The 21990-nt window shown below is 73.5% G+C and carries 21 protein-coding genes and 4 tRNA genes; 19 read left to right on the top strand and 6 right to left on the bottom strand.

Annotated features, from left to right (window positions below; all coding sequences use genetic code 11):
* Nucleotides 1-12: 12 nt before the first annotated feature.
* The gene (locus tag ACI793_RS09850) at nucleotides 13-525 is read left to right on the top strand and encodes a hypothetical protein (RefSeq protein ID WP_456606195.1); all 513 of its coding nucleotides are present in this window, start codon (nucleotides 13-15) and stop codon (nucleotides 523-525) included.
* An 81-nt stretch (nucleotides 526-606) separates the two neighbouring features.
* Nucleotides 607-1182 (top strand): AAA family ATPase, encoded by a 576-nt coding sequence (locus ACI793_RS09845; RefSeq protein ID WP_456606194.1) that lies wholly within the window; start codon nucleotides 607-609, stop codon nucleotides 1180-1182.
* 23 nt (nucleotides 1183-1205) lie between these two features.
* On the opposite strand, the gene ACI793_RS09840 is transcribed toward ACI793_RS09845, so the two are convergent.
* A complete protein-coding gene (locus ACI793_RS09840; protein WP_456606193.1) occupies nucleotides 1206-1868 on the bottom strand; it encodes a pyridoxamine 5'-phosphate oxidase family protein in 663 nt (220 codons plus the stop codon).
* A gap of 82 nt (nucleotides 1869-1950) precedes the next feature.
* On the opposite strand from ACI793_RS09840, the gene pdxR reads away from it, so the two are divergent.
* A complete protein-coding gene (gene pdxR, locus ACI793_RS09835) occupies nucleotides 1951-3435 on the top strand; it encodes a MocR-like pyridoxine biosynthesis transcription factor PdxR (protein ID WP_456606192.1) in 1485 nt (494 codons plus the stop codon).
* 136 nt (nucleotides 3436-3571) lie between these two features.
* Here the strand turns inward: pdxR and ACI793_RS09830 are convergent, their stop codons facing one another.
* Both ACI793_RS09830 and ACI793_RS09825 read right to left on the bottom strand, forming a co-directional pair.
* Complete coding sequence (locus ACI793_RS09830; protein WP_456606191.1) at nucleotides 3572-4675, bottom strand: 2-oxoacid:ferredoxin oxidoreductase subunit beta; 1104 nt, start codon at nucleotides 4673-4675, stop codon at nucleotides 3572-3574.
* A complete protein-coding gene (locus tag ACI793_RS09825) occupies nucleotides 4672-6669 on the bottom strand; it encodes a 2-oxoacid:acceptor oxidoreductase subunit alpha (protein WP_456606190.1) in 1998 nt (665 codons plus the stop codon). The genes ACI793_RS09830 and ACI793_RS09825 overlap by 4 nt, the downstream gene beginning before the upstream one ends.
* Before the next feature lie 165 nt (nucleotides 6670-6834).
* Between ACI793_RS09825 and htpX the strand changes: the two genes are divergently transcribed.
* A complete protein-coding gene (htpX, locus tag ACI793_RS09820; protein WP_456606189.1) occupies nucleotides 6835-7713 on the top strand; it encodes a zinc metalloprotease HtpX in 879 nt (292 codons plus the stop codon).
* 114 nt (nucleotides 7714-7827) lie between these two features.
* Here htpX and ACI793_RS09815 read toward each other — a convergent pair whose 3' ends face one another.
* Entirely contained in the window at nucleotides 7828-8319 is a 492-nt protein-coding gene (locus ACI793_RS09815; RefSeq protein ID WP_456606188.1) for a YajQ family cyclic di-GMP-binding protein, read from the bottom strand.
* Nucleotides 8320-8404: 85 nt separating this feature from the next.
* Here ACI793_RS09815 and ACI793_RS09810 point away from each other — a divergent pair.
* Nucleotides 8405-8486 (top strand) — tRNA-Tyr (locus tag ACI793_RS09810).
* A gap of 77 nt (nucleotides 8487-8563) precedes the next feature.
* On the opposite strand, the gene ACI793_RS09805 is transcribed toward ACI793_RS09810, so the two are convergent.
* Nucleotides 8564-8995, bottom strand: a complete 432-nt coding sequence (locus ACI793_RS09805) for a pilus assembly protein TadG-related protein (RefSeq protein ID WP_456606187.1) — start codon at nucleotides 8993-8995, stop codon at nucleotides 8564-8566.
* A 150-nt stretch (nucleotides 8996-9145) separates the two neighbouring features.
* On the opposite strand from ACI793_RS09805, the gene ACI793_RS09800 reads away from it, so the two are divergent.
* The 9 genes from ACI793_RS09800 to ACI793_RS09760 all read left to right on the top strand — a co-directional run bounded on the left by ACI793_RS09800 (nucleotide 9146) and on the right by ACI793_RS09760 (nucleotide 17364).
* Entirely contained in the window at nucleotides 9146-9430 is a 285-nt protein-coding gene (locus ACI793_RS09800; RefSeq protein ID WP_456606186.1) for a hypothetical protein, read from the top strand.
* Nucleotides 9427-11499 carry a hypothetical protein gene (locus tag ACI793_RS09795; RefSeq protein ID WP_456606185.1) on the top strand — a complete coding sequence of 691 codons (2073 nt, stop codon included), beginning with the start codon at nucleotides 9427-9429 and terminating at the stop codon, nucleotides 11497-11499. Before ACI793_RS09800 ends, ACI793_RS09795 begins: the two co-directional genes overlap by 4 nt.
* 443 nt (nucleotides 11500-11942) lie before the next feature.
* Nucleotides 11943-14489 (top strand): putative bifunctional diguanylate cyclase/phosphodiesterase, encoded by a 2547-nt coding sequence (locus ACI793_RS09790; protein WP_456606184.1) that lies wholly within the window; start codon nucleotides 11943-11945, stop codon nucleotides 14487-14489.
* 76 nt (nucleotides 14490-14565) lie between these two features.
* Nucleotides 14566-14638, top strand: a tRNA-Thr gene (locus tag ACI793_RS09785).
* A 58-nt stretch (nucleotides 14639-14696) separates the two neighbouring features.
* Nucleotides 14697-14770 (top strand) — tRNA-Met (locus tag ACI793_RS09780).
* Between the two features lie 106 nt (nucleotides 14771-14876).
* Entirely contained in the window at nucleotides 14877-15041 is a 165-nt protein-coding gene (rpmG, locus tag ACI793_RS09775) for a 50S ribosomal protein L33 (protein ID WP_091770212.1), read from the top strand.
* A gap of 33 nt (nucleotides 15042-15074) precedes the next feature.
* Nucleotides 15075-15515, top strand: coding sequence for an FAS1-like dehydratase domain-containing protein (locus tag ACI793_RS09770; protein WP_456606183.1), 441 nt, complete (start codon nucleotides 15075-15077; stop codon nucleotides 15513-15515).
* Complete coding sequence (locus ACI793_RS09765) at nucleotides 15512-15940, top strand: MaoC family dehydratase (protein WP_456606182.1); 429 nt, start codon at nucleotides 15512-15514, stop codon at nucleotides 15938-15940. The genes ACI793_RS09770 and ACI793_RS09765 overlap by 4 nt, the downstream gene beginning before the upstream one ends.
* Nucleotides 15937-17364 carry a M1 family aminopeptidase gene (locus tag ACI793_RS09760; protein WP_456606181.1) on the top strand — a complete coding sequence of 476 codons (1428 nt, stop codon included), beginning with the start codon at nucleotides 15937-15939 and terminating at the stop codon, nucleotides 17362-17364. The genes ACI793_RS09765 and ACI793_RS09760 overlap by 4 nt, the downstream gene beginning before the upstream one ends.
* 3 nt (nucleotides 17365-17367) lie before the next feature.
* Here the strand turns inward: ACI793_RS09760 and ACI793_RS09755 are convergent, their stop codons facing one another.
* Nucleotides 17368-18621, bottom strand: coding sequence for a pyridoxal phosphate-dependent aminotransferase (locus ACI793_RS09755; RefSeq protein ID WP_456606180.1), 1254 nt, complete (start codon nucleotides 18619-18621; stop codon nucleotides 17368-17370).
* A 199-nt stretch (nucleotides 18622-18820) separates the two neighbouring features.
* On the opposite strand from ACI793_RS09755, the gene ACI793_RS09750 reads away from it, so the two are divergent.
* From ACI793_RS09750 to rplA, 5 genes are all read left to right on the top strand, one after another.
* Nucleotides 18821-18896, top strand: a tRNA-Trp gene (locus ACI793_RS09750).
* A gap of 73 nt (nucleotides 18897-18969) precedes the next feature.
* The gene (gene secE / locus ACI793_RS09745) at nucleotides 18970-19485 is read left to right on the top strand and encodes a preprotein translocase subunit SecE (protein ID WP_456606179.1); all 516 of its coding nucleotides are present in this window, start codon (nucleotides 18970-18972) and stop codon (nucleotides 19483-19485) included.
* 44 nt (nucleotides 19486-19529) lie between these two features.
* Nucleotides 19530-20411, top strand: a complete 882-nt coding sequence (gene nusG / locus ACI793_RS09740; protein ID WP_456606178.1) for a transcription termination/antitermination protein NusG — start codon at nucleotides 19530-19532, stop codon at nucleotides 20409-20411.
* 44 nt (nucleotides 20412-20455) lie between these two features.
* A complete protein-coding gene (gene rplK / locus ACI793_RS09735) occupies nucleotides 20456-20887 on the top strand; it encodes a 50S ribosomal protein L11 (protein WP_091770197.1) in 432 nt (143 codons plus the stop codon).
* A 96-nt stretch (nucleotides 20888-20983) separates the two neighbouring features.
* Nucleotides 20984-21703, top strand: a complete 720-nt coding sequence (gene rplA / locus ACI793_RS09730) for a 50S ribosomal protein L1 (RefSeq protein ID WP_311343749.1) — start codon at nucleotides 20984-20986, stop codon at nucleotides 21701-21703.
* The last annotated feature ends 287 nt before the right edge of the window (nucleotides 21704-21990 follow it).

Genomic DNA, 21990 nt, shown 5'->3' with positions numbered 1-21990 from the left:
TGGAGGTCCCGCATGCGCAGGTCCCGGGTACTCGTCGTCGTCGTCCTCGCTGTCCTCGCCCTGGTCGTTCCCGGGCTGTCCACCGCCTCGGCCGCGCCGCAGGCCCCGCGGGCCCCGGAGATCGGCTGGGTCGCCCCGGTCGCGTGGACGGTGCCCTGGAAGGCCGACACCGTGCAGGTGCTCGGCAGCTACCGCTGCTGGGGTGGGGAGTCCATCCACCTGTGGGTGTCGGTCAAGCAGGGTGGCCCCGACCCGACGGCGGAGGGCAGCAGCTCCACGGTCGACGCCTGGTACGACACCAACGTCTCGGGTGACGTCGCCGTGCGATGCAACGGCCGCTGGCAGACCAAGCTGGTCACGCTTGGCCGGCATGCGGAGGACTACGGCGGGCGCGACCTGGACCCCCTGCGCAACGGCAAGGCCTGGCTGCAGTTCTGCCTCGTCTCCGGCGCCGAGGACGACCCGAACCCGATGCTCGCCTCGAAGAACCGCTGGGTGCACGTCGTCGGCGCCGGCCGGCGCTGACGGGCTCGCGAGGGCTCGTCCTGACGGGACGGGCCCTCGCGGGTGGCTCGCGGAAGCCGAGGCGTGGCACAGTCCGCCACCGTGTCCGCCACCGTGTCCGCCACCGTGTCCGCTCCGGCGACGATCCTGCTCGTGACCGGCGCCCCGGCCTCGGGCAAGTCGACGGTCGGGCGTGCCGTCGCGCGGCTCGCGCACCGCGGGGTGTTCCTCGACGGGGACACCTTCTGGCAGGCGGTGGTCGCGGGACGCGCGGACATGGGCGAGCATCCGACCGCCGAGGCGCTCGAGCAGCTCCACCTGCGGTACCGGGTGCTCGGCACCGCCGCCAGGATCTACGTCGAGGCCGGCTTCACCACGGTCATCGCCGACAATGTGTACGGCGACCACCTGCGGGTGGTGCGTGCGGCGGTCGCCCCCGTCCGCCTCCTGACCGTCGCCCTCATACCGTCGCCGGAGGTGATCGCCGCGCGGGAACGCGGCCGCGGCTCGGCCGTGTACGAGGCCTGGTTGCCCGAGGGGCGCGGCCTGCTCGACGCGGTACGCACCTTCAGCGGATGGGTGCACGGGACGGCGGCCGATCTGCACCACGACTCGACGGGCGAGACACCCGACGAGACAGCGGCCGCCGTCCGCGCCTGGGGCGCCGCCTCCGCGTAGCGGCGCCCGGTCGGACGCGCGTCTCAGCCGAGTGACCGTCCGGCCACGCGGGCGGGCACCGGCGTCCCGGCGGGGAGCAGGGGATCCGGCTCGGGTTCTCCGACGACGGTCCGCAGCGGCAGCACCCCGGCCCACACCGGTAGCGACAGGTCGCGCTCCTCGTCACCGGGTGGACCGGTGCGGATCTTGACGCTGGCCTCGGCGAGGTCCAGGGCCAGCACCGCCGTCGCAGCCAGTTCCTTGCGGTCGGGCCGGCGGGTGGCGGCCCAGGAGCCCGGAGCCAGCTGCTCGGTGAGCACCCGCAGGCCGAGCAGCTTCTCGTCGGCGTCGGCGACCGGTCTGGCCGTGCCGTGGACCACCGCGCACCGGTAGTTCACCGAGTGGTGGAACGCCGAGCGCGCGTAGACGACGCCGTCCAGGTGGGTGACGGTGAAGCAGACCGGGGCGCCCGCCGTGGCCGCGCGCAGCGTGCCGGCCCCGGTGGAGCCGTGCAGGTAGAGGGTGTCCTCGGAGCGGCCGTAGCCCGTGGGCAGGACCACCGGGGCGCCGTCGAGCACGACCGCCAGGTGGCCCACCAGACCGGCGTCGAGGACGGCGTACAGGTCTCCGCGGTCGGTGCGGGCGCGCTTGGCGCCCCGGCGGACGGTGCTTCGCGGGGTCGGGGACAGCGGGGGAGCGGGGACCATGCTCCCGATCCTGGACGGCGGAGTGGACCTCCGGAACGGCCAATCGGCTAGCATCCCGGCAGGCCACTGGAGAGGGGGCACGGTGACCGGCATCCCGCCCGTCGTGCTCGACCGGGCAGCCGGCACGTCGCTGTCCGTGCAGCTCGCCGACGCCCTGCGGGCGGCCGCCGCCGGCGGCTCCCTGCGGCCCGGCGACCGGCTGCCGTCGACCCGGGAGCTGGCCGCCGCACTGCGGGTCAGCCGCACGGTCACCAGCGCTGCGTACGACCAGCTCCTCGCCGAGGGCTGGGCCGGCGGTCGCCGCGGCGTGGGCACGTTCGTGCTCGGCGCGGTGCCGTCAACCCCGGCAGCACCCTCTCCCGCACCGGGACCGGGCACGCCGGTGCCCGCACTGGTCGAGCTGCGGGCCGGGTCGCCCTGCCTGGAGGTGCTGGACCGCGCCGCGTGGCGGCGGGCCTGGCGCGCGGCGGGGGACCAGGTGCCCGACCTCCGGCCCGACCCGGCGGGCGACCCCGCCTTCCGGGCCGCGGTGGGGGACCACCTGCTCCGGCACCGCGGTCTGGTCGCCGGCCCCGACGACGTGCTCGCCACGGCCGGCACCTCGGCCGCGGTGGGGGAGGTGGCGCGGATCCTGCCGCCGCGCAGCAGGGTCGCCGTGGAGGACCCGGGCTACTCGCGCGCGGTGGCTGCGCTGCGCGACGCGGGCGTCGACGTGGTCCCGGTCCCCGTCGACGACGACGGTCTGGTCGTCGACGCCCTGCCGGGCGGTCTGGCGGCGGTCTACTGCACACCGGCGCACCAGTTCCCGACCGGCCGGCGGATGTCCGCCGCACGCCGGCTGGCCCTGGTCGCCCGGGCGCGCGCGGAGGGGTGGTGGGTGCTGGAGGACGACTACGACGGCGAGCTGCGGTTCGACGTCGCCCCCCTGCCGCTGCTCGGCGCGCTCGGACCCGACGTCGTCGTCCACCTCGGCACCTCGAGCAAGATCCTCAGCCCGACGCTGGGCGTCGGCTGGCTGGTGGCTCCCGCACCGCTGCGCGCGGACCTGCTGGCCCGCCGCACCGACACCGGCATCCGCCCTGCCCGCGCGGGGCAGCGGGTGCTCGCCGCGCTGGCCGCCTCCGGCGACCTGGCCCGCCACCTCCGGCGGCTGCGCCGGGAGATGGCCGGCCGGCGCGAGCAGGTGCGTGCCGCGGTCGCCGCGGCCGGATGCGTCGCCGAGGGTGACCCGGCCGGTGCGCACGTGGTGGTGCGCCTGGCGGACCCCGCGACCGAGGAGGCCGTCCGTGCGGACGCGGCCCGGCGGGGGCTGGCGCTCGACGGACTCGGACGCCACCACCAGGGGGACGGCCCGGACCGCCGAGCCGGCCTGGTGCTCGGCTTCGCCGCTCCGACCCGGGCGGAGCTCGACCGGGCGCTCCCCGTCCTGACCACGGTGCTGAGGGCCGCCGGCCGGGGCTCAGGCGAGCAGGAACACCAGTCCGGTCAGGAGCGCGGCGACCACGGCCAGCCACAGCAGCATGCGCAGCGCGCGGCGCCGGCCCCGTCGGTTGGATCGCAGGCCTGACGCCAGGTCACCCCACGAGTCGATCTGGCCGGCGGGCGACAGCGGCTCGCGCTCGTACCGCTCCATCAGCTGCCCCCACCCCGGACGCGCACGGGCCCGTCCTCCCCAGGGGAGGACGGGCCCGGGACCACGTGTCTCAGCCCTGGACGGACCAGGTCTCGCCGCCGCCCAGCAGGGCGTCGAGGTCGGCGTCCCCCTGCACGCGGGCGGTGTCGAGCTGCTCGGTCATCATCCCGTCGTAGGTCGGCTTCTGGACCGAGCGGAACACGCCCATGGGCGTGTAACGCAGGTCCTGTGACGACAGCCGGGACAGCGCGAACGCGTACGCCGGGTTCTCCCGCGTCGCGTCGTGGACCACGATGTCCTCGGCCGCGACCTGGTTGGTCTCGGCGATGCGCAGCCCACCGAAGTCGTCGCGCACGACGCAGGCGGCGCCGTCGGGACCGAAGACCAGCGGCTTGCCGTGCTCCAGGGGGATCGACCACTGGGTGCCGGTGTTCGGGTCCTTGAGCAGCTCGAAGGCGCCGTCGTTGAAGATGTTGCAGTTCTGGTAGATCTCCACCAGCGACGTCCCCTGGTGCTCCGCCGCCTGGCGCAGCACGTCGGTGAGGCCCTTGCGGTCGGAGTCCATGGCGCGGCCGACGAAGGTGGCGTCGGCGCCCAGGGCCAGCGAGATCGGGTTGAACGGGTGGTCCAGCGAGCCCATGGGGGTGGACTTGGTGACCTTCCCGACCTCGGAGGTGGGGGAGTACTGGCCCTTCGTGAGGCCGTAGATCCGGTTGTTGAACAGCAGGATCGTCATGTTCACGTTGCGGCGCAGCGCGTGGATCAGGTGGTTGCCGCCGATGGACAGCGAGTCGCCGTCGCCGGTGACGACCCAGACCGACAGATCGGGGCGGGAGGCGGCCAGACCGGTGGCGATCGCCGGGGCGCGGCCGTGGATGGAGTGCATCCCGTAGGTGTTCATGTAGTACGGGAAGCGGGACGAGCAGCCGATCCCCGAGACGATGACCATGTCCTCGCGGGCGATGCCGAGGCTGGGCAGGAAGCTCTGGACCGCGTTGAGGATGACGTAGTCACCGCACCCCGGGCACCAGCGCACCTCCTGGTCGGTCTTGAGGTCCTTGGCCTTGAGCTCGGTCTTCTTCTCGCCCGAGACGGCGACCGAGGTGGCCACGGCGGCCGAGATCGGGTTCCCGGGCATGCCCAGGTCGTGCACGTGCGTGTCCAGCGTGGTCACTGCATGGCTCCGTTCGCTGCGGTTCCGGCCGGAACCGCGTCGGTGCTCGAGGTGTCGATGGCGTCTTGGATGACCGCGGCCAGTTCGGCGGACCGGAACGGCATCCCGCTCACCTGGGTGTGGCTCTGCACGTCGACCAGGTACTTCGCGCGCAGCAGCAGGGCGAGCTGCCCCAGGTTCATCTCCGGGCAGATGACCCGGTCGTACCGGGCCAGGACCTCGCCGAGGTCGGCGGGGAACGGGTTGATGTGCCGCACGTGGATCTGGGCCACCTTGCGGCCCGAGGCCCGGATCCGCCGGCAGGCGGCACCGATGGGGCCGTAGGTGGAGCCCCACCCGATGACGGCGACGGTCGCGTCCCCGTCCGGGTCCTCGACGTCCGTCGGGCCGATCGAGGCGGCGATGCCGTCGATCTTGGCCTGCCGTGTGCGGACCATGAAGTCGTGGTTGCCCGGGTCGTAGGAGATATTGCCGTTCCCGTCGGCCTTCTCCAGCCCGCCGATGCGGTGCTGCAGCCCGGAGGTGCCGGGGACCGCCCACGCGCGCGCCAGGGTCTCCGGGTCGCGCTGGTAGGGATGGAACTCCGGGGTGCCGTCGGTGGACTCGGCGTTCGGCCCGGTGGCGAACCCGACCGTGCCGGTGAGGTCCGGCAGCGAGTCGGCATCGGGCACCGCCCACGGCTCGGCCCCGTTGGCGAGGTAGCCGTCCGAGAGCAGCATGACCGGGGTCCGGTAGGTCAGCGCCATGCGCGTGGCCTCGATCGCGGCGTCGAAGCAGTCCCCGGGCGAGCGGGGCGCGATGACCGGCAGCGGCGCCTCGCCGTTGCGGCCGAACATGGCCTGCAGCAGGTCCGACTGCTCGGTCTTGGTCGGCAGGCCCGTCGAGGGGCCGCCGCGCTGCACGTCCACGATGAGCAGCGGCAGCTCGGTCATGACCGCCAGCCCGATCGTCTCGGCCTTGAGCGCCACGCCCGGGCCGGATGTCGTCGTCACGCCGAGGGCGCCGCCGAAGGAGGCACCCAGCGCCGCGCCGATGCCGGCGATCTCGTCCTCGGCCTGGAAGGTGCGGACGCCGAAGGCCTTGTGCTTGGACAGCTCGTGGAGGATGTCCGAGGCCGGGGTGATCGGGTACGCGCCCAGGAAGATCGGCAGACCCGAGCGCTGGCCCGCCGCGACGATGCCGAGCGCGAGCGCCTGGTTCCCCGAGATGTTGCGGTACTTCCCCGCCGCCATGGGAGCGGGCTTGATCTCGTAGGAGACGGCGAAGGCCTCGGTGGTCTCGCCGTAGTTGTAGCCGGCGCGGAACGCGGCGATGTTGGCCGCCGCGATCTCGGGCTTGCGGCGGAAGGTCCGCTCCAGGAACCGGATCGTGCCCTCGGTGGGCCGGTGGTACATCCAGCTCAGCAGGCCGAGCGTGAACATGTTCTTGCTGCGCTCGGCCTCCTTCTTGCCCAGGCCGGAGTCGGACAGCGCGTCCAGCGTCATCGACGTCAGCGGCACCGGCACGGTCTGCCAGCCCTCGAGCGAGCCGTCCTCCAGCGGGTTGGTCGCGTAGCCGACCTTCGCCAGGTTCCGGGGGGTGAACTCGTCGGAGTCGAGGATGAGGAGACCGCCGCCGGGCAGGTCGGAGAGGTTCGACTTCAGCGCCGCCGGGTTCATCGCCACCAGGACGTCGGGGGCGTCCCCGGGGGTCATGATGTCGTGGTCGGCGAAGTGCAGCTGGAACGAGGAGACGCCCGGCAGGGTCCCCGTAGGTGCCCGGATCTCGGCGGGGAAGTTCGGCAGCGTCGACAGGTCGTTGCCGAACGACGCCGTCTCGCTGGTGAACCGGTTGCCGGTCAGCTGCATGCCGTCGCCGGAGTCACCGGCCAGCCGGATCACGACGCGGTCGAGCTCGACCACGCTCTTCACCAGGCCGCCGGGGGCCGAGCTGGCGACCGGGGCGTGGACGTCGTCGAGGGGCGCGCCGTGGGACGGCGAGGTGCTGGCAGTCATCAGTGGTGTACCTCCACCGGCCGAGGTTACGTGCGCAGGGCCATCCCCCGGTACAGAGACCGGAAGGTGATTCCGCATTCACCGGGGACAACCACCCGGGAGAGCTCCGCATTCCTCCCGGCGGGGGGCGGGAACGGCGTCCGCCGCGACGCCGTTGAGGAGGGCGTGCAGCGCTGGAACAACGGACTCAAGACCGCCGTCCTCCTGGGTGCGATGGGCGGGCTCATCCTGGCTGCCGGTGCCCTGGTCGGCGGCCGGAGCGGGTTGTTCATCGCCCTCGTCATCGCGCTGGGCGTGAACGGCTACGCGTACTTCAACTCCGACAAGCTCGCGTTGCGGGCGATGCGCGCCTTCCCGGTGACCGAGACGCAGGCGCCGCAGCTCTACGCGATGGTGCGGGAGCTGGCGACCGAGGCCCGCCAGCCCATGCCCCGGCTCTACGTCAGCCCGACCGACCAGCCCAACGCGTTCGCCACCGGCCGCAACCCGCGCAACGCCGCGGTGTGCGTCACCCAGGGGATCCTCGAGCTGCTCGACCGGCGGGAGCTGCGCGGCGTCCTGGCGCACGAACTGTCGCACGTCTACAACCGCGACATCCTGATCAGCTCGGTGGCCGGCGCCATGGCCACGGTCATCACCTACCTGGCGCACATGGCGATGTTCGCCTCGCTCTTCGGCGGCCGCGGCGGGGACGACCGCGGCGGCGGCAACGCCATCGGCGGGCTGCTGCTCGTGTTCCTCGGGCCGCTGGCCGCCGGGCTGGTGCAGATGGCGGTCAGCCGCAGCCGCGAGTTCCAGGCCGACGCCACCGGCGCCCAGCTGTCGCAGGACCCGCTGGCACTGGCGTCGGCGCTGCGCAAGATCGAGCGGGGCGCCGGTGCGCGACCGCTGCCGCAGGACGACCGGCTGGTGACCCAGAGCCACCTGATGATCGCCAACCCGTTCCGCGGTCAGGGCATGGCGTCGATGTTCGCCTCGCACCCGCCCATGCCGCAGCGGATCGCGCGGCTCGAGGCGATCGCCCGGGAGCTCGGCCAGCACTGACCTCGGCCGGCAACCGGCCCGGGCCGCACCGGCCCGGGCCCGCCGCCGTGGAGCGCGGGGAAGGTCACGCCGTCCCGGGAGTGCCGGGGTGCGCTTCCCCGCGCCCGGCGTGGCTCAGCGGTAGTTGTCGAACTGCAGGGCGACGTCGAGGTCGGCGCCGCGCAGCAGCTGCTGCACCGCCTGCAGGTCGTCACGCTTCTTGCCGCTCACCCGCAGCTGGTCGCCCTGGATCTGCGCCTGGACACCCTTCGGGCCCTCGTCGCGGATCAGCTTGGAGATCTTCTTGGCGACGTCGGACTCGATCCCCTGCTTGATCCGGGCGGAGATCTTGTAGCTCTTGCCGGAGGACTGCGGCTCGTCGGCGTCCAGCACCTTGAGCGAGATGTTCCGCTTGATCAGCTTCTCCTTGAACACCTCCAGCGCGGCGACGACCCGCTCCTCGGTGTCGGCCTGGAGGGTCACGCCCTCCTCGCCGGCCCAGGCGATGGTGGCGTTGGTGCCACGGAAGTCGAAGCGCTGCGAGAGCTCCTTGCCCGTCTGGTTCAGGGCGTTGTCGACCTCCTGCCGGTCGACCTTGCTGACCACGTCGAACGACGCGTCGGCCATGGGTTCTCCCCTCGTCTGGCGGGTACGGCTCGGGGCTCCGAGATCGGTATCCGCCATCTTGTATTCTGCTCCGGTACCACCGCACGGCGGGTTGCCCGAGTGGCCAATGGGAGCGGACTGTAAATCCGTCGGCTTAGCCTTCGAAGGTTCGAATCCTTCACCCGCCACGCCCGGTACGAACGGCCCTCGACCCTCAGGTCGGGGGCCGTTCGCCGTTCCGCCCCGAGGTCCCCGCCCCGAGGTCTCAGCCCAGCGTCGGCGCCCGCGCGCTCGCGGTCGCCGTGCGTTCCAGCTGCTCCCCGCCGAGGAACAGCCAGCCGAAGGCGATGTCGACGAAGCGGGTGCAGCGGACGGTGACCTCCGCGCCGTCGGTCGCGGCCGACCACGCGTCGAGGGCCGTGACGCCCGCGCCGAGCTGGTCGGCCACCGCCGCCTGCGCGCCGGCGCGGGTGAGCGGTAGCGCGGTGCCGACCCCACCGGCGTAGATCGCCGCCTCGTCGGCCTGGTTGGCGGCGGCCAGCGCGGCGCCGTCGCACACGGCCTGGACCTCCTGCTGCTCCAGGAAGGCATCCGAGGCGGCGATGGCGCCGAACACCATGAGCGCGGCGACCAGCCAGCAGACCAGCACGAACGGCAGCGTGGAACCGCGCTCGACGTCGTCCCGGCCGTACCGCACGCGGGGAGCGTAGGTGGCCGGCCCCGTCGTCCACGACCTGTGGACAGAGCCTGTGGACACTGTGGACACCCGATCGGGTGGCGGCGGCCGGCGCGGATCGCCCTGTGGACGACGGTCCGCGCTGCCTCGCGGCGTGGACACACTGCGCCGGTGAGCATCGACATGCCTGCCGAGCAGGTCCGGGCGCTGGGCCGGTCGTTGAGCGGGCGGGCCGGGACCGCCCAGGAGGTGCGTGCCCGCCTCCTCGACCAGGCCGGTGTGGACGGGCCGCTGCGGACGCCGGTCGGGCTCTTCCTCGAGTGCCACGGCACACTCGCCGCCGCGCTGGCCACCGAGCTCGCCGAGCTGGGCACCACGGTCACCGGCGTGGCCGACTCCTGGCTGCGGCTGGACGCCGCGCTCGTCCGGGGTGCGGGAGCGGAGCCCGGCCGGTGACCGCGCTGGTGCCTGATCCGGTGCCCCTCGATCCGCCGCCGGGGGACCCGCGGGCGCTCGCCGACCTGGCCGCGCGACTGGAGGCGGCCGGCGACCTCCTCGCGGTACTCGGCGCGCAGGTGCCCGGCGATCTGGCCGCCGCGTCGTCCTGGGCCGGCCGGGACGCGGACGCCGCGGCGGCTCAGGTGCGGTGCGTCGGTGAGCTGGCCCGCGACGCGGGGGAGGCGCTGCTGCGCGCCGCCGGCCGCCTGACCCGCCACCAGTGGCTGCTGGAGGACGCCCGCGACGCGCTCGCCGTCCTGCAGCGGGCGCAGGAGGACGACTTCGCCGCTGTCGCGCTGCGGATCGGCGGGGTGGTCGATCCGGCGGCCGGCGGGACGGACCCGCTCGAGGAGCTGGAGCGGGCGGAGGCCGTCCGGCGCGCCGCCGCCGGCACGATCCGGGCGGAGGTCGCCGACGACGCGACGGCCACGGCCGCCGTGCTGACCGCGTGCAGCGCCGTCGCGGGTGGCATCGGCCGACCCGGCGACCGGGAGCGGGTGGAGGACCACCTCGGCGCGCTCCTGCCCGGCTGGCACGAGGCCCTGCTGGTGCAGCGCGGCCGGGACTTCGCCGTCGGCATCCGGGCCGCCGGGAACGGCTCGGACGTGGGGACGGCGGCCGCGCTGGAGGCCGCGGCGCGCGAGCTGCTGCCCTGGGCCGGTGACGGTGCGGTCGCCGCGGCGGTGCTGACCGAGCTGGGTCCCCGGGGGTTCCGCGACGTCCTCCGGCAGCTGGGGACCGGCTCGCTGTCCGCCGACAGCACGCTCGCCCGGACGATGGCCGCCGTCCTCGGTGCTCCCGTCCCGCCCGGGGCCGCCGGTGCGGTGGCGCAGGTGCGCGACACCCGGCACGTCGGCCGCGACGACGTCCGCAACCTGGACAGCGACCACGTGGCGCTCGGGATGGGCGTGGTCCTCGCGGCCGGGCGCGGGGATCACCGGGCCGGGCCCCCGCCGGCCACGGTCCGGACGTGGGGTCGGCAGATCATCGCGCGCGAACGCGCGCTGGGCGCCGAGCGGATCGTGGACCGGCTCGGTCCGGGGCCGGCTCCGGCGCCGCCCGGGGACCCGCTCGAGGAGGTCCTCGTCCGGCTCGCCGAGGCCGACGATCCGGCACCGGCCGCCGCACTGCTCGGCGGGGAGCCGACGTGGACGCACCTGCTGCACCGCTCGTGGGACGACGACGGCGCTGCGTTCGGCGCACTCGTGGACCGGGCGGCCGGACAGCCGGGCGACGACGGCGCGGACGTCGTGCGCTCGGGGCTGAGGGCGCTGGCGACCGGGCTGGGGGACGACGGCGACCCCGCCGGCTGGGCCGTCGACCGGACCACCGCCGCGGGCGTCGCGCCGGCGCTCGCCGGAGCCGTGGCCGCCCGTCCGGAGGTGGTGGTCGAACCGCTGGCGCGGGCCGCCGCCGGAGCGGGACAGCAGGACCAGCTCCTGCTGCGCGGCCTCGGGTACCTGAGCGCGGAGCCGGGAGCCGCCGCCGTGCTCGACGACGCCGTCCCGGGAGCGCCGGCCCCGGCCGGGGCAGCGGCGGCCGGCCCGGTGCGGCCGGTGGAGATCGGTGCCGGCTACCTGGCCGTCCGCGAGTACGGGCAACGCCTGGTCCACGCCCTCGACGAGTTCGCGGCGCAGGACGAGGCCGGACGCCGCCTCCGCATCACGGAGGTGGTTACCGGCACGCTGGAGCTCGGGCCGGTGTGGGCGCGCTCGATCGGCGACGTCGTGTCCGTGCTGTCCGTGGTCACGGACGCGGACGGGACCTGGGACGCCGCTCCGGACGACGGTGAGCACGTCGCGGTGCCGGCCGGCATGCCCCGGGCGGCGGCCTACCGGCGGGTCGCCGCGGTGCTGGGCGCGCCGACGGCGCCCGAGTCGCCGCCGATCGACTGGGTGGGCCTGGCCGCCGACCTGGCGCCCGGCGGCGACCGGGTCCGGGACGCCGTGGAGATCGGCGGGGAGCTGGTGGAGGAGCTGCGGGAGCTCGTGGACGCCGTCCCGGACCGCCGTCACCCCATCGACTGACCGAACGTCGATCAATCTCTACGCAGAGTGACGACATGCAAGATCGTCACTCCGTCGTGATCTTCGATGCTTGCCTCGGAAGGGTGACGGGCAGCAATGTCTCCAGCGCGGTCCGTACCGAACGACGCTCTGCCCCCGCGCGTAAGTGACTGCCGCACACCAGTCATTCATGCCATTCAAAGGAGTCGTCATGGCCAGCAACACGCAGCGTGGTTTCAAGTGGGCTCGCGGTTTCAAGTGGGCTCGCTGAGCTAGGACTGCCGGCCCGGGCGCACCGCTCGGGCACCAGTTCTCGCGCGGGGCAGTCGGTCGTCGACCGGCTGCCCCGCGGTGTTCTGCGGCCGTCGGACGGCACTGACCCTTCGGGGGTGGAACGGGGCTCCGCGGCCACTCCGCGCTGTTAGCCTTCGCCTGCTCATCTTCCCCGGGGAATGCAGGTATATGTGGCCGAGCAGGACGCACGCGTGCCCCCTCGGCCGCCCCTGACCAGCAATCCGTGGGCGCCGGCCTGGCTGAGCCTTGCGCTGGCCGTGCCCCTGTCCGCCGTGGTGCTCGCGCCCGATGCGGACGCGCCCGGGGCGGTGGCACTGCTCGCCGTCTTCGTGGCCTTCATCGCCGCTGAATCCGTCAACCTGCAGTTCGAGATCCGGCGGCAGACATTCTGGTGCTCCGCGAGCGAAGCGGCCTTCGTGCTCGCCCTCGCCGAGATCGGCGGACTCTGGACGGCGCTGGCCCGGGCCGTGGCCGTCGCGCTGGTGCTCGTCGTCCAGGGCCTGGCCCGGGCGAAGATCGTCTACAACGTCGCGGTCGCCACCGTCGAGGTGTGCGTGGCCGTCGCGCTGCTGCGGGTCCTGCCCGTCGGCGACATCACCGAGCCGGCCACCTGGCTGTCCTACCTGCTGGCGATCGCCGCGGCAGACGTCGTGGGAGCGCTGCTCGTGGTCGGCGCCATCACCGCCATGCACGGCAACCCCGGCAGGTCGGTGTGGACCGCCGTCTTCGCCCCGATCGTGCTGATCGGCCCCGTCGCCGTCCTCGCCGGCCTGTCCATCCTCCTGCTGGTCGACGCAACGGCCTGGACGTGGCTGCTGATCGTGCCGCTCGCCGCCGCGCTGGTCCTGGTGTACCGCCGGTTCGCGGCCGTGACCCGGGAGGGCCAGTCACTCGAGCGCGTCTACGGCTTCGCCCGCCAGGTGGAGCAGGTGGCCGCCGACGAGGCCGGCACCATGCAGATCGTCCGGTCGCTGCGCGAGCTGCTCAACGCCGAACGGGTGGCGATGTGGCTTCCCGCCTACCTCGACGAGCCCCCTCGCCTCGTGGTGGCCACCGAGAGCGACGAGGCCTGGTACGACGGGCCGGGAGACCCCGACGACGTCTTCCGCCGGGCCGTGCTGGCCGCCGACGGCCCGATCTTGGTATCCGCCGGGCGGGCCGACGAGCAGGAAGCCGCCGGCCTGGCCCGGCGCGGGGTGTCCGAGCTGCTCGCGGCGCCGCTGACGACGGCGGCCGGGGAGCCCGGCTACCTCGAGATCTGTGACCGCAGCAGCGACGTCGTCTCCTTCGCCGACAGCGACCGCGCCGCGATGGACTCGATGCTCACGCACGTCAACGCCGCCATCCGCCACCAGCAGCTGCTCACCCGCATCCGCTACGACGCCGACCACGACCGGCTCACCGGGCTGCCCAACCGGCAGCGGCTGGCCGCGGAGATCGACGAGCTGCTCGCCGCCGACCAGACGGCCGATCCGGCCGGCGGGCGAGCGGGGCTCATCCTCGCCGCGGTGGGCAACTACACCGAGGTCACCGACACCCTGGGGCACGCGGCCAGCGACGAGCTCCTCCTGGTGACCGCAGGGCTGCTGCGCGAGCACGCCCCGCCGCAGGCCCTCCTGGCCCGGATGGAGAGCGAGCGGTTCGCCGTGCTCCTGCCCGGCCTGTCCCTGGCGGCCACCGAGCGCGCCGCGCGCAGGCTCCGGGAGGCGGCCGCCACCCGCGTGCGCGTCGCCGGGCTGGACCTGGAGGTGACGCTCACCATCGGCGTCGCCTCCGCGCCGGTGCACGGCACCGACTCCGGCACGCTCATGCAGCGGGCCGACGTCGCCCTGCTCGCTGCCGCCGACTCCGGTGGGGTGGCCAGCTACCACCCGGTCCTGGACCAGCAGAGCCTCCGCCGGCTGCAGCTCGGCACCGAGATCGAGCAGGCCATGGCCGGCGGCCAGATCGGCGTGGTCTTCCAGCCGATCATCGACGCCCAGACCTCCGACATCGTCTCCGTCGAGACGCTCGTGCGCTGGGCCCACCCGCGGTACGGCTCCATCCCGCCGGACGACTTCATCCACCTCGCCGAGCAGATCGGCCGCATCGGCGCGGTCACCGACCACGTCCTCGACCTGGCGCTGGCCCGCTGCCGGCGCTGGCTGGACCAGGACATCGCGCTGTCGGTGGCGGTCAACCTCTCCGTGCACTGCCTCACCGAGCCCGACCTGGTCGCCCGCGTGCGCGGCGCCCTGCAGCGGCACGGCGTCCCCGGCGAGCTGCTGACCCTGGAGCTGACCGAGGGCAGCGTCGTCGACGACTCCGTCCGTGACAGCACCGTGCTCGCCGACCTGCACGACCTGGGGCTCCGGCTGTCGATGGACGACTTCGGCACCGGCTACTCGTCGCTGTCCCAGCTGCGCCAGCTGCCCATCGACGAGGTCAAGATCGACAAGTCCTTCGTGCTGGGCATGTCGACCAGCCAGGGGGAGTCGTTCATCGCCCGGTCGATCATCGAGCTGGCGCACAACCTCGGCCTGCGCGTGGTGGCCGAGGGCGTGGAGGACGAGATGACCCGCAACCTGCTGACCGAGATGGGCTGCGACAAGCTGCAGGGCTTCCTGGTCAGCCGGCCGCTGCCCGACGACCGGCTGGAGAACTGGCTGCTGGCCCGCACCGGCGTGCGGACGGCGGCCCCGGGGGCGGCCCATCGCCGGCTGTTCGTGCGCGGCTGAGGCGGCACGCCCGTCGGCACCCCCCCTCGTGAACCGGTCGCACCGGCGAGGTACAGTTTTCGAGGCTTCCGAGCACGCCCCTTTAGCTCAGTCGGCAGAGCGTCTCCATGGTAAGGAGAAGGTCTACGGTTCGATTCCGTAAAGGGGCTCTACAATCAGTAAGCTGACCAGCCGGTCCAGTCGCGAGACCGGGCCGCAGGTCGTCCCGGCGGTGTAGCTCAGCCTGGTAGAGCAAGCGGCTCATAATCGCTGTGTCACCGGTTCAAGTCCGGTCACCGCTACTCCCGACGGACCCCGCACGATGGGGTCCGTCGTCGTGTCGGCACTCGTGCCGGTGCGACAGCAGGCCCGGCCCCGGGTCCTGTCCCACAAGGCTAGGAGCGCCCCATGGCAGCCACCGACGTCCGCCCGAAGATCACCCTGGCCTGCCAGGAGTGCAAGAACCGCAACTACATCACCCGCAAGAACCGGCGGAACGACCCCGACCGGCTCGAGCTGATGAAGTACTGCCCGCGCGAGCGCAAGCACACGCTGCACCGCGAGACCCGCTGATCACGGTCAGCGGCTGAGCGAGAGGGCGGGAGCATGGCGCTGGACCGGGAACTGGTCGGGCGCAGCTACCCGCCCTCTGCCGTCTACGAGGTCGGCCGGGCGAAGATCGCCGAGTTCGCCACCGCGATCGGCGATCCCTCCCCGCTGTACCGCGACGCGGACGCGGCCCGGGCGGCCGGGCACCCCGACGTGATCGCACCGCCCACCTTCGCCATCGCGGTGAGCCTCGAGGCGGCGATGGTCGTCCTCGAGGACCCCGACGTGGCCATCGACTACGGCCGGGTGGTCCACGGCGAGCAGCGGTTCGCCCACCACCGCCCGATCCGGGCCGGGGACCGCCTGGTCGCGACGACGACCATCGACGCGGCCCGCACCGTCGCCGGGAACGACCTGCTGACCGCCCGGGTGGACCTGACCACCGAGGACGGCGAGCCGGTCTGCACGGCGACGTCGATGCTGGTGGCCAGGGCATGAGCGGGCCCGTGCGCCGCGCCGACGTCGTCGTCGGCACCGACCTGCCGGAGCAGCTGTACCGGATCACCCGGGCCGACCTGGTCCGCTACGCCGGCGCCTCCGGCGACTTCAACCCGATCCACTGGAACGAGCGGGTGGCCACCACGGTCGGGCTGCCGGGCGTCATCGCCCACGGCATGTTCACCATGGCGCTGGCCGGCCGCGCGGTCACCGACTGGACGGGGGACCCCGCCGCCCTGGTCGAGTTCCAGGTCCGCTTCGGCCGGCCGGTCGTCGTCCCGGACGACGACGCGGGCGCCGAGCTCATCGTGCGGGGCTCGGTCGGCGCCCTGCTGGAGGACGGCCGGGTGCGCGTCGACCTCGCGGTGACCAGCGGGGGCGACAAGGTCCTCTCCCTCGCACGCGCCGTCGTCCGGCTGGCATGAGCCGCCCCTGGCGGAACGCCGCGCTCGCCGGGGCCGCTGTCCTGCTGCTCGGCGGCTGCACCTCCTTCGCCGACACGCTCACCGCGCCGACCTCCGGAACGTCGGCCCCGGCGCCGGCCGCGGCCGGCGACGACGGGTCCTGCGGCGAGCGCGCCCGGCCCGATCCCGACCGGCCGCGGATCGCGCTGGACTTCCGGCCGGCCGACGACCTGCGGACGGTGACCGGCACGCAGACCGTCTCCTTCACCCCCGACCTGCCGGTCGAGGAGCTGGTCTTCCGGCTGGTGCCCAACGGGCCCGACATCTCGGCGGCGGGCTCCCGCCTGGCCGTCGACGCGGTCCGGGGCGACGACGTCGCCGGATCGGGCTACGAGCCGCTGGGTGCGGCCGACCCGGGCGGGGCCTACGTCGTCGCACTGGACGAGCCGCTGGAGGCGGGGGAGACCACCGAGGTCGAACTGGACTTCACGCTCACGCTCGGCACGGGGGAGTTCGAACGGGTCGGGGCCGACGAGGGCGTCTCGTGGTGGGCCAGTGGCGCCCCGCTGCTGGCCTGGGAGCCCGGTGTCGGGTGGGCGCGCGACCCGTTCGTGCCGATCTCCGGCGAGACGACCGTCAGCCCGGCGGCGGACACGACCGTGCGCGTCTCGGCACCCGCGGACCTCACGGTGCTGATGACCGGCGCGCAGGCCGAGCCGACCGCCGCCGACGGCGAGGGGCGCCGGACCTGGACGTCCACGGAGCCCGTCGCCCGGGACGTCAGCGTCGCCGTCGGCCGGTTCACCACCGCGGAGGCGACGACGCCCGGCGGCGTGCGCGTGACGACGGGCGCACTGCCGGAGGCCGAGCCCACCGCCGGGGAGCTGGCCGACGCGACGGTCGAGGCGATCGCGGACCTGGAGGAGTTCCTGGGCCCGTTCCCCTACGACACGCTCACCGTGCCGCAGCTGCCCGACTACGGCGGCGGCATCGAGTACCCGAGCTCGATCCTGCAGGCCTCGCCCAGCCGCCAGGTGCTGGTGCACGAGGTGGCGCACATGTGGTTCTACGGGATGGTCGGCAACTCGCAGTTCCGCGACCCGTGGCTCGATGAGGCGTTCGCCACCTGGGCCGAGGCCGTGGTGAACCCGTCCTCCGCCGAGGACCTGGAGCCGGCGCTGGGGGTGCAGGGCGACGTCGGGGTGGCCATGGACGAGGTCCGCACCCAGCAGCAGTACGTGGCCTACGTCTACGGCAAGGGCGGGGCGACGCTGATGGCGGCGCGCGAGGCCGCCGGCGCCGAGGCGTTCGACGCGGCGGTGCGCTGCTACGTCGACGCCACCGCCTGGGCGATCGCGACGCCCGACGACGTCGCCGGGGCCCTGGCCGACCTCCCCGAGGCCCTCGAGGTGCTCGAGGAGGCCGGCGCCCTGGACGACGACTAGCGGCTAGTCCGCGCTGGTCAGCAGGCGCTGCATCCGGGTGACGCCCTCGACGAGGTCCTCGTCGCCCAGCGCGTAGGACATCCTCAGGTAGCCCGGGGTGCCGAACGCCTCTCCCGGGACCACGGCCACCTCGGCCTGCTCCAGGATCAGCTCGGCCAGCTCGACGCTCGAGCCGGCGGTACGGCCACCGATCGACCGGCCGAGCAGCCCCTTGACCGACGGATAGACGTAGAAGGCGCCCTGCGGCTCCGGGCAGGCGACCCCGGGGATCTGGCGGAGCATCGAGACGATCAGCTGCCGGCGCCGGTCGAAGGCCTCGCGCATGGTGGCGACGGCCGAGAGGTCGCCGGTCAGCGCGGCGATCGCCGCGGCCTGCGACACGTTGGCCACGTTCGAGGTGGCGTGCGACTGCAGGTTCGTCGCGGCCTTGACCACGTCGGCGGGCCCCACGATCCAGCCCACCCGCCAGCCGGTCATCGCGTAGGTCTTGGCCACGCCGTTCACCACGACGCAGCGGTCGGCGAGCTCGGGCACGAGCACCGGCATCGAGGGGGCCGTGGCCCCGCCGTAGGTGAGGTGCTCGTAGATCTCGTCGGTGAGCACCCAGAGGCCGGCGTCGAGCGCCCAGCGGCCGATCTCCTCGACCTGCTCGGCGGGGTACACCGCGCCCGTCGGGTTGGACGGGGAGCAGAACAGCAGCACCTTCGTGCGCGGGGTGCGGGCCGCCTCGAGCTGGGCCGCCGACACGAGGTAGCCGCTCTGCTCGTCGGCCACGACCGGCACCGGGACGCCGCCGGCGAGCCGGATCGCCTCCGGGTAGGTGGTCCAGTAGGGCGCGGGCAGCAGCACCTCGTCACCCGGGTCGAGCATCGTGGCCAGCGCCTCGTACACCGCCTGCTTGCCGCCGTTGGTCACCAGCACCTGGGCCGGGGTGACCTGGAGGCCCGAGTCGCGGGCGGTCTTGGCGACGATCGCCTCCTTGAGCGCGGGCAGCCCGCCCGCCGGGGTGTAGCGGTGCATCGCCGGCTGGCGGGCGGCTGCGACGGCCGCCTCGACGATGTACTCCGGCGTCGGGAAGTCCGGCTCGCCGGCACCGAAGCCGATCACCGGCTTGCCGGCCGCCTTGAGCGCCTTGGCCTTCGCGTCGACGGCGAGGGTCGCCGACTCGGCGATCCCCGCGATGCGACGGGAGACCCGCCGCTGGGCGGGCGGCAGCTCGGAGGACGGGGTGGACGAGTCCGGAGACACGGCGGTCATGCCCCCATCGTGTCAAAGGTCCGCCGCTCGGAGCGAGCCGTCTCCGTCGCGGTCCGGGGACGTTCGCCTCCGCGGTGCCCGGTCCCGTACACTGGCCGTCCTGGGGCAGCTGACCCCGCCACCGGCGTGCCTCGGAACCTCTGCGAGGCCCTGCGCTGCCGTGGTGAGGCGGGCGGTCCCGGGCCCCGCCCAGGGGACTAGGGGTGTAGCTCAATTGGCAGAGCAGCGGTCTCCAAAACCGCAGGCTGCAGGTTCAAGTCCTGTCACCCCTGCCACCGCACGGCAGGTATCGACCGACCACCCGGTCGCTCACCCGAGCGACCGCCACCACGAGGCGAGCGAGGCGCAGTGAGCGACGAGAAGCCGGGACGCGAGGACGACCCTCGCGACGCCGAGCTCACCGACGAGCAGCTCGACCGCGAGACCCCCGGCGTCGACGACGCCGGCGAGCTGGAGGCGGCCGAGGACGCGGTGGCGGCCGAGGCCTCGGCGGAGGAGGACAAGGTCGTCGCCGACCAGCCCCGGCGCCGCGGCGGGCGGATCACCGCCGGTGACGACGACGACGAGCCGGCCGGCTCGCGCCGCGCCGCGCGTTCCGCCTCCCGGCCCGCCGGCCGCGACGGCGAAGGCACCCGGTCGCGCGCCGCGGCCGAGCGCGCCCGTGCCGACGAGATCCGCCGGAAGCGCTCCATCGGCCGGTTCCTCCGCGAGGTCGTCGCCGAGCTGCGCAAGGTCATCTGGCCGGGGCGGCGCGAGCTGATCACCTACACGACCGTGGTCATCGTCTTCGTGGCGTTCATGGTCGCGCTGGTGGCCGGGATGGACCTGCTCTTCTCCCGAGGCGTGATCGCCGTCTTCGGCTGACCTCCGCCCGCGCCCGCACGCCATCCGACAAGGAAGAGACATCTGTGACCGACCCCCGTGAGCCCTTCGACACCGACAGCGCGGTCGAGGGCACCGACCTGGACGACGCCCGCTTCGAGCAGCGCGGCGCCGCCGACGTCGAGACCGGCGTGGGTGAGACCGGTGCCGCCGAGGGCTCCAGCGACACCGCCGCCATGGACGTCGACACCGAGGCCGCCGACGTGGTCCCGGAGATCGAGGGCGGCGACCCCGACACCCTCGCCGCCGACCCGGAGGCCGCGCCGGCCGAGAGCTCCGACGTCTCCGAGGAGGCCGACGAGGACCCGGCCGAGGCCATGAAGAAGGCGCTGCGGATCGCGCCCGGCGACTGGTACGTCGTGCACAGCTACGCCGGCTACGAGAACAAGGTGAAGACCAACCTCGAGGCGCGCATCCAGTCCCTCGACGTGGAGGACTACATCTACCAGATCGAGGTGCCCACCGAGGAGGTCACCGAGATCAAGAACGGCAAGCGCGCGCAGGTCAACCGCAAGGTGCTGCCGGGCTACCTCCTCGTGCGCATGGAGCTCAACGACGAGTCGTGGGGCGCCGTGCGCAACACCCCCGGGGTCACCGGGTTCGTCGGCGCCACGTCCAAGCCCTCGCCGCTGACCCTCGACGAGGTCGTGAAGATCCTCGTCCCGGCCACCGCCCCGCAGGCCGCCCGGACCACCGGCGGCGAGGCCGCTCCGGCCGCCGCCGCGCCGGCCGCGCTCGTCGACTTCGAGGTCGGCGAGTCCGTCACCGTCATGGACGGGCCGTTCGCGACCCTTCCCGCCACGATCAACGAGATCAACGCCGAGCAGCAGAAGCTGCAGGTGCTGGTCTCCATCTTCGGCCGCGAGACGCCCGTCGAGCTGTCGTTCAACCAGGTCAGCAAGATCTGATCGCCTCACGGCGTCAGCTGATCCACCACCGATAGAAGGAAGTCATGCCCCCCAGGAAGCGGTTGACCGCGGTCATCAAGCTCCAGATCAAGGCCGGTGCGGCCACCCCCGCGCCGCCCGTGGGTCCGGCGCTCGGCCAGCACGGCGTCAACATCATGGAGTTCTGCAAGGCCTACAACGCCGCCACGGAGTCCCAGCGCGGCGACGTGGTCCCCGTCGAGATCTCGGTCTTCGAGGACCGCTCGTTCACCTTCGTCACCAAGACCCCGCCGGCGGCGCGAATGCTGCTCAAGGCCGCCGGTGTCGAGAAGGGCTCGGGCGAGCCGCACAAGACCAAGGTCGCCACGGTCACCCGTGACCAGGTCCGCGAGATCGCCACCACCAAGATGGTCGACCTCAACGCGAACGACCTGGACCAGGCCGAGAAGATCATCGCCGGCACCGCCCGGTCGATGGGCATCACGGTCACCGGCTGATCACTGCACCACCGCTCCACCCAGCACTCGTGGGAGGGCCACGCCTGGCCCGCGAACCACACGATCCCCGGCACCGCCCGGGCGAGAGGAATCACCATGGCGAAGCACGGCAAGAAGTTCCGGTCCGCGGCCGAGAAGGTCGACCGGGACAACCTCTACAGCCCGCTCCAGGCCGCCGCACTGGCGAAGGAGACGTCGACGACGTCCTACGACGCCACCGTCGAGGTCGCGATGCGGCTGGGCGTCGACCCCCGCAAGGCCGACCAGATGGTCCGCGGCACGGTCAACCTGCCCCACGGCACCGGCAAGACCGCCCGCGTCATCGTCTTCGCGACCGGTGACAAGGCCGCCGAGGCCGAGGCCGCCGGCGCCGACGTCGTCGGCTCGGACGACCTGATCGAGAAGATCCAGGGCGGCTTCCTCGACTTCGACGCCGCGATCGCGACGCCGGACCAGATGGCCAAGGTCGGCCGGATCGCGCGCATCCTCGGCCCCCGTGGCCTGATGCCCAACCCGAAGACCGGCACGGTGACCCCGGACGTCACCAAGGCGGTCAACGACATCAAGGGCGGGAAGATCAACTTCCGCGTCGACAAGCAGGCCAACCTGCACCTGGTGATCGGCAAGGCATCCTTCGACCAGGAGAAGCTGGTGGAGAACTACGCGGCCGCCCTCGACGAGGTGCTGCGGGCCAAGCCGTCCTCGGCCAAGGGGCGCTACGTCAAGAAGGTCACCATCTCCACGACGATGGGCCCCGGCATCCCGGTCGACCCCAACCGCACCCGCAACATGCTGGCGGACGAGCCGGCCCAGTAAGGCACGCACTCCCGGAGGCCCCGCCGCGCGCACCGCGCGGCGGGGCCTCCGTGCGTTGCAGGACGTCCTCCGCGGCCGGCTCGGCGATGTGGTCGCCAAGGGGCCAGGTGACGGCCAGATCGGCGATGTGGCCGATCGCGCGGAGGCGGTCGGGGCGGGCGGGTGCCGGCTCTGCGCGGGCATCGCGTACTCTTGCAGCCGTTCCCCCCAAGACCGTTGGTCGTCGCACGTCCGCGTGCGATCGAAGGTCCCGGAGTTCCGGGCGACCCGCGCAGGTGGACGGTTCG

The sequence above is a fragment of the Blastococcus sp. SYSU DS0617 genome, assembly GCF_054051075.1.
The sequence above is the reverse complement of the archived record's forward strand: the minus strand, read 5'-3'. Positions and strand labels throughout refer to the sequence as shown.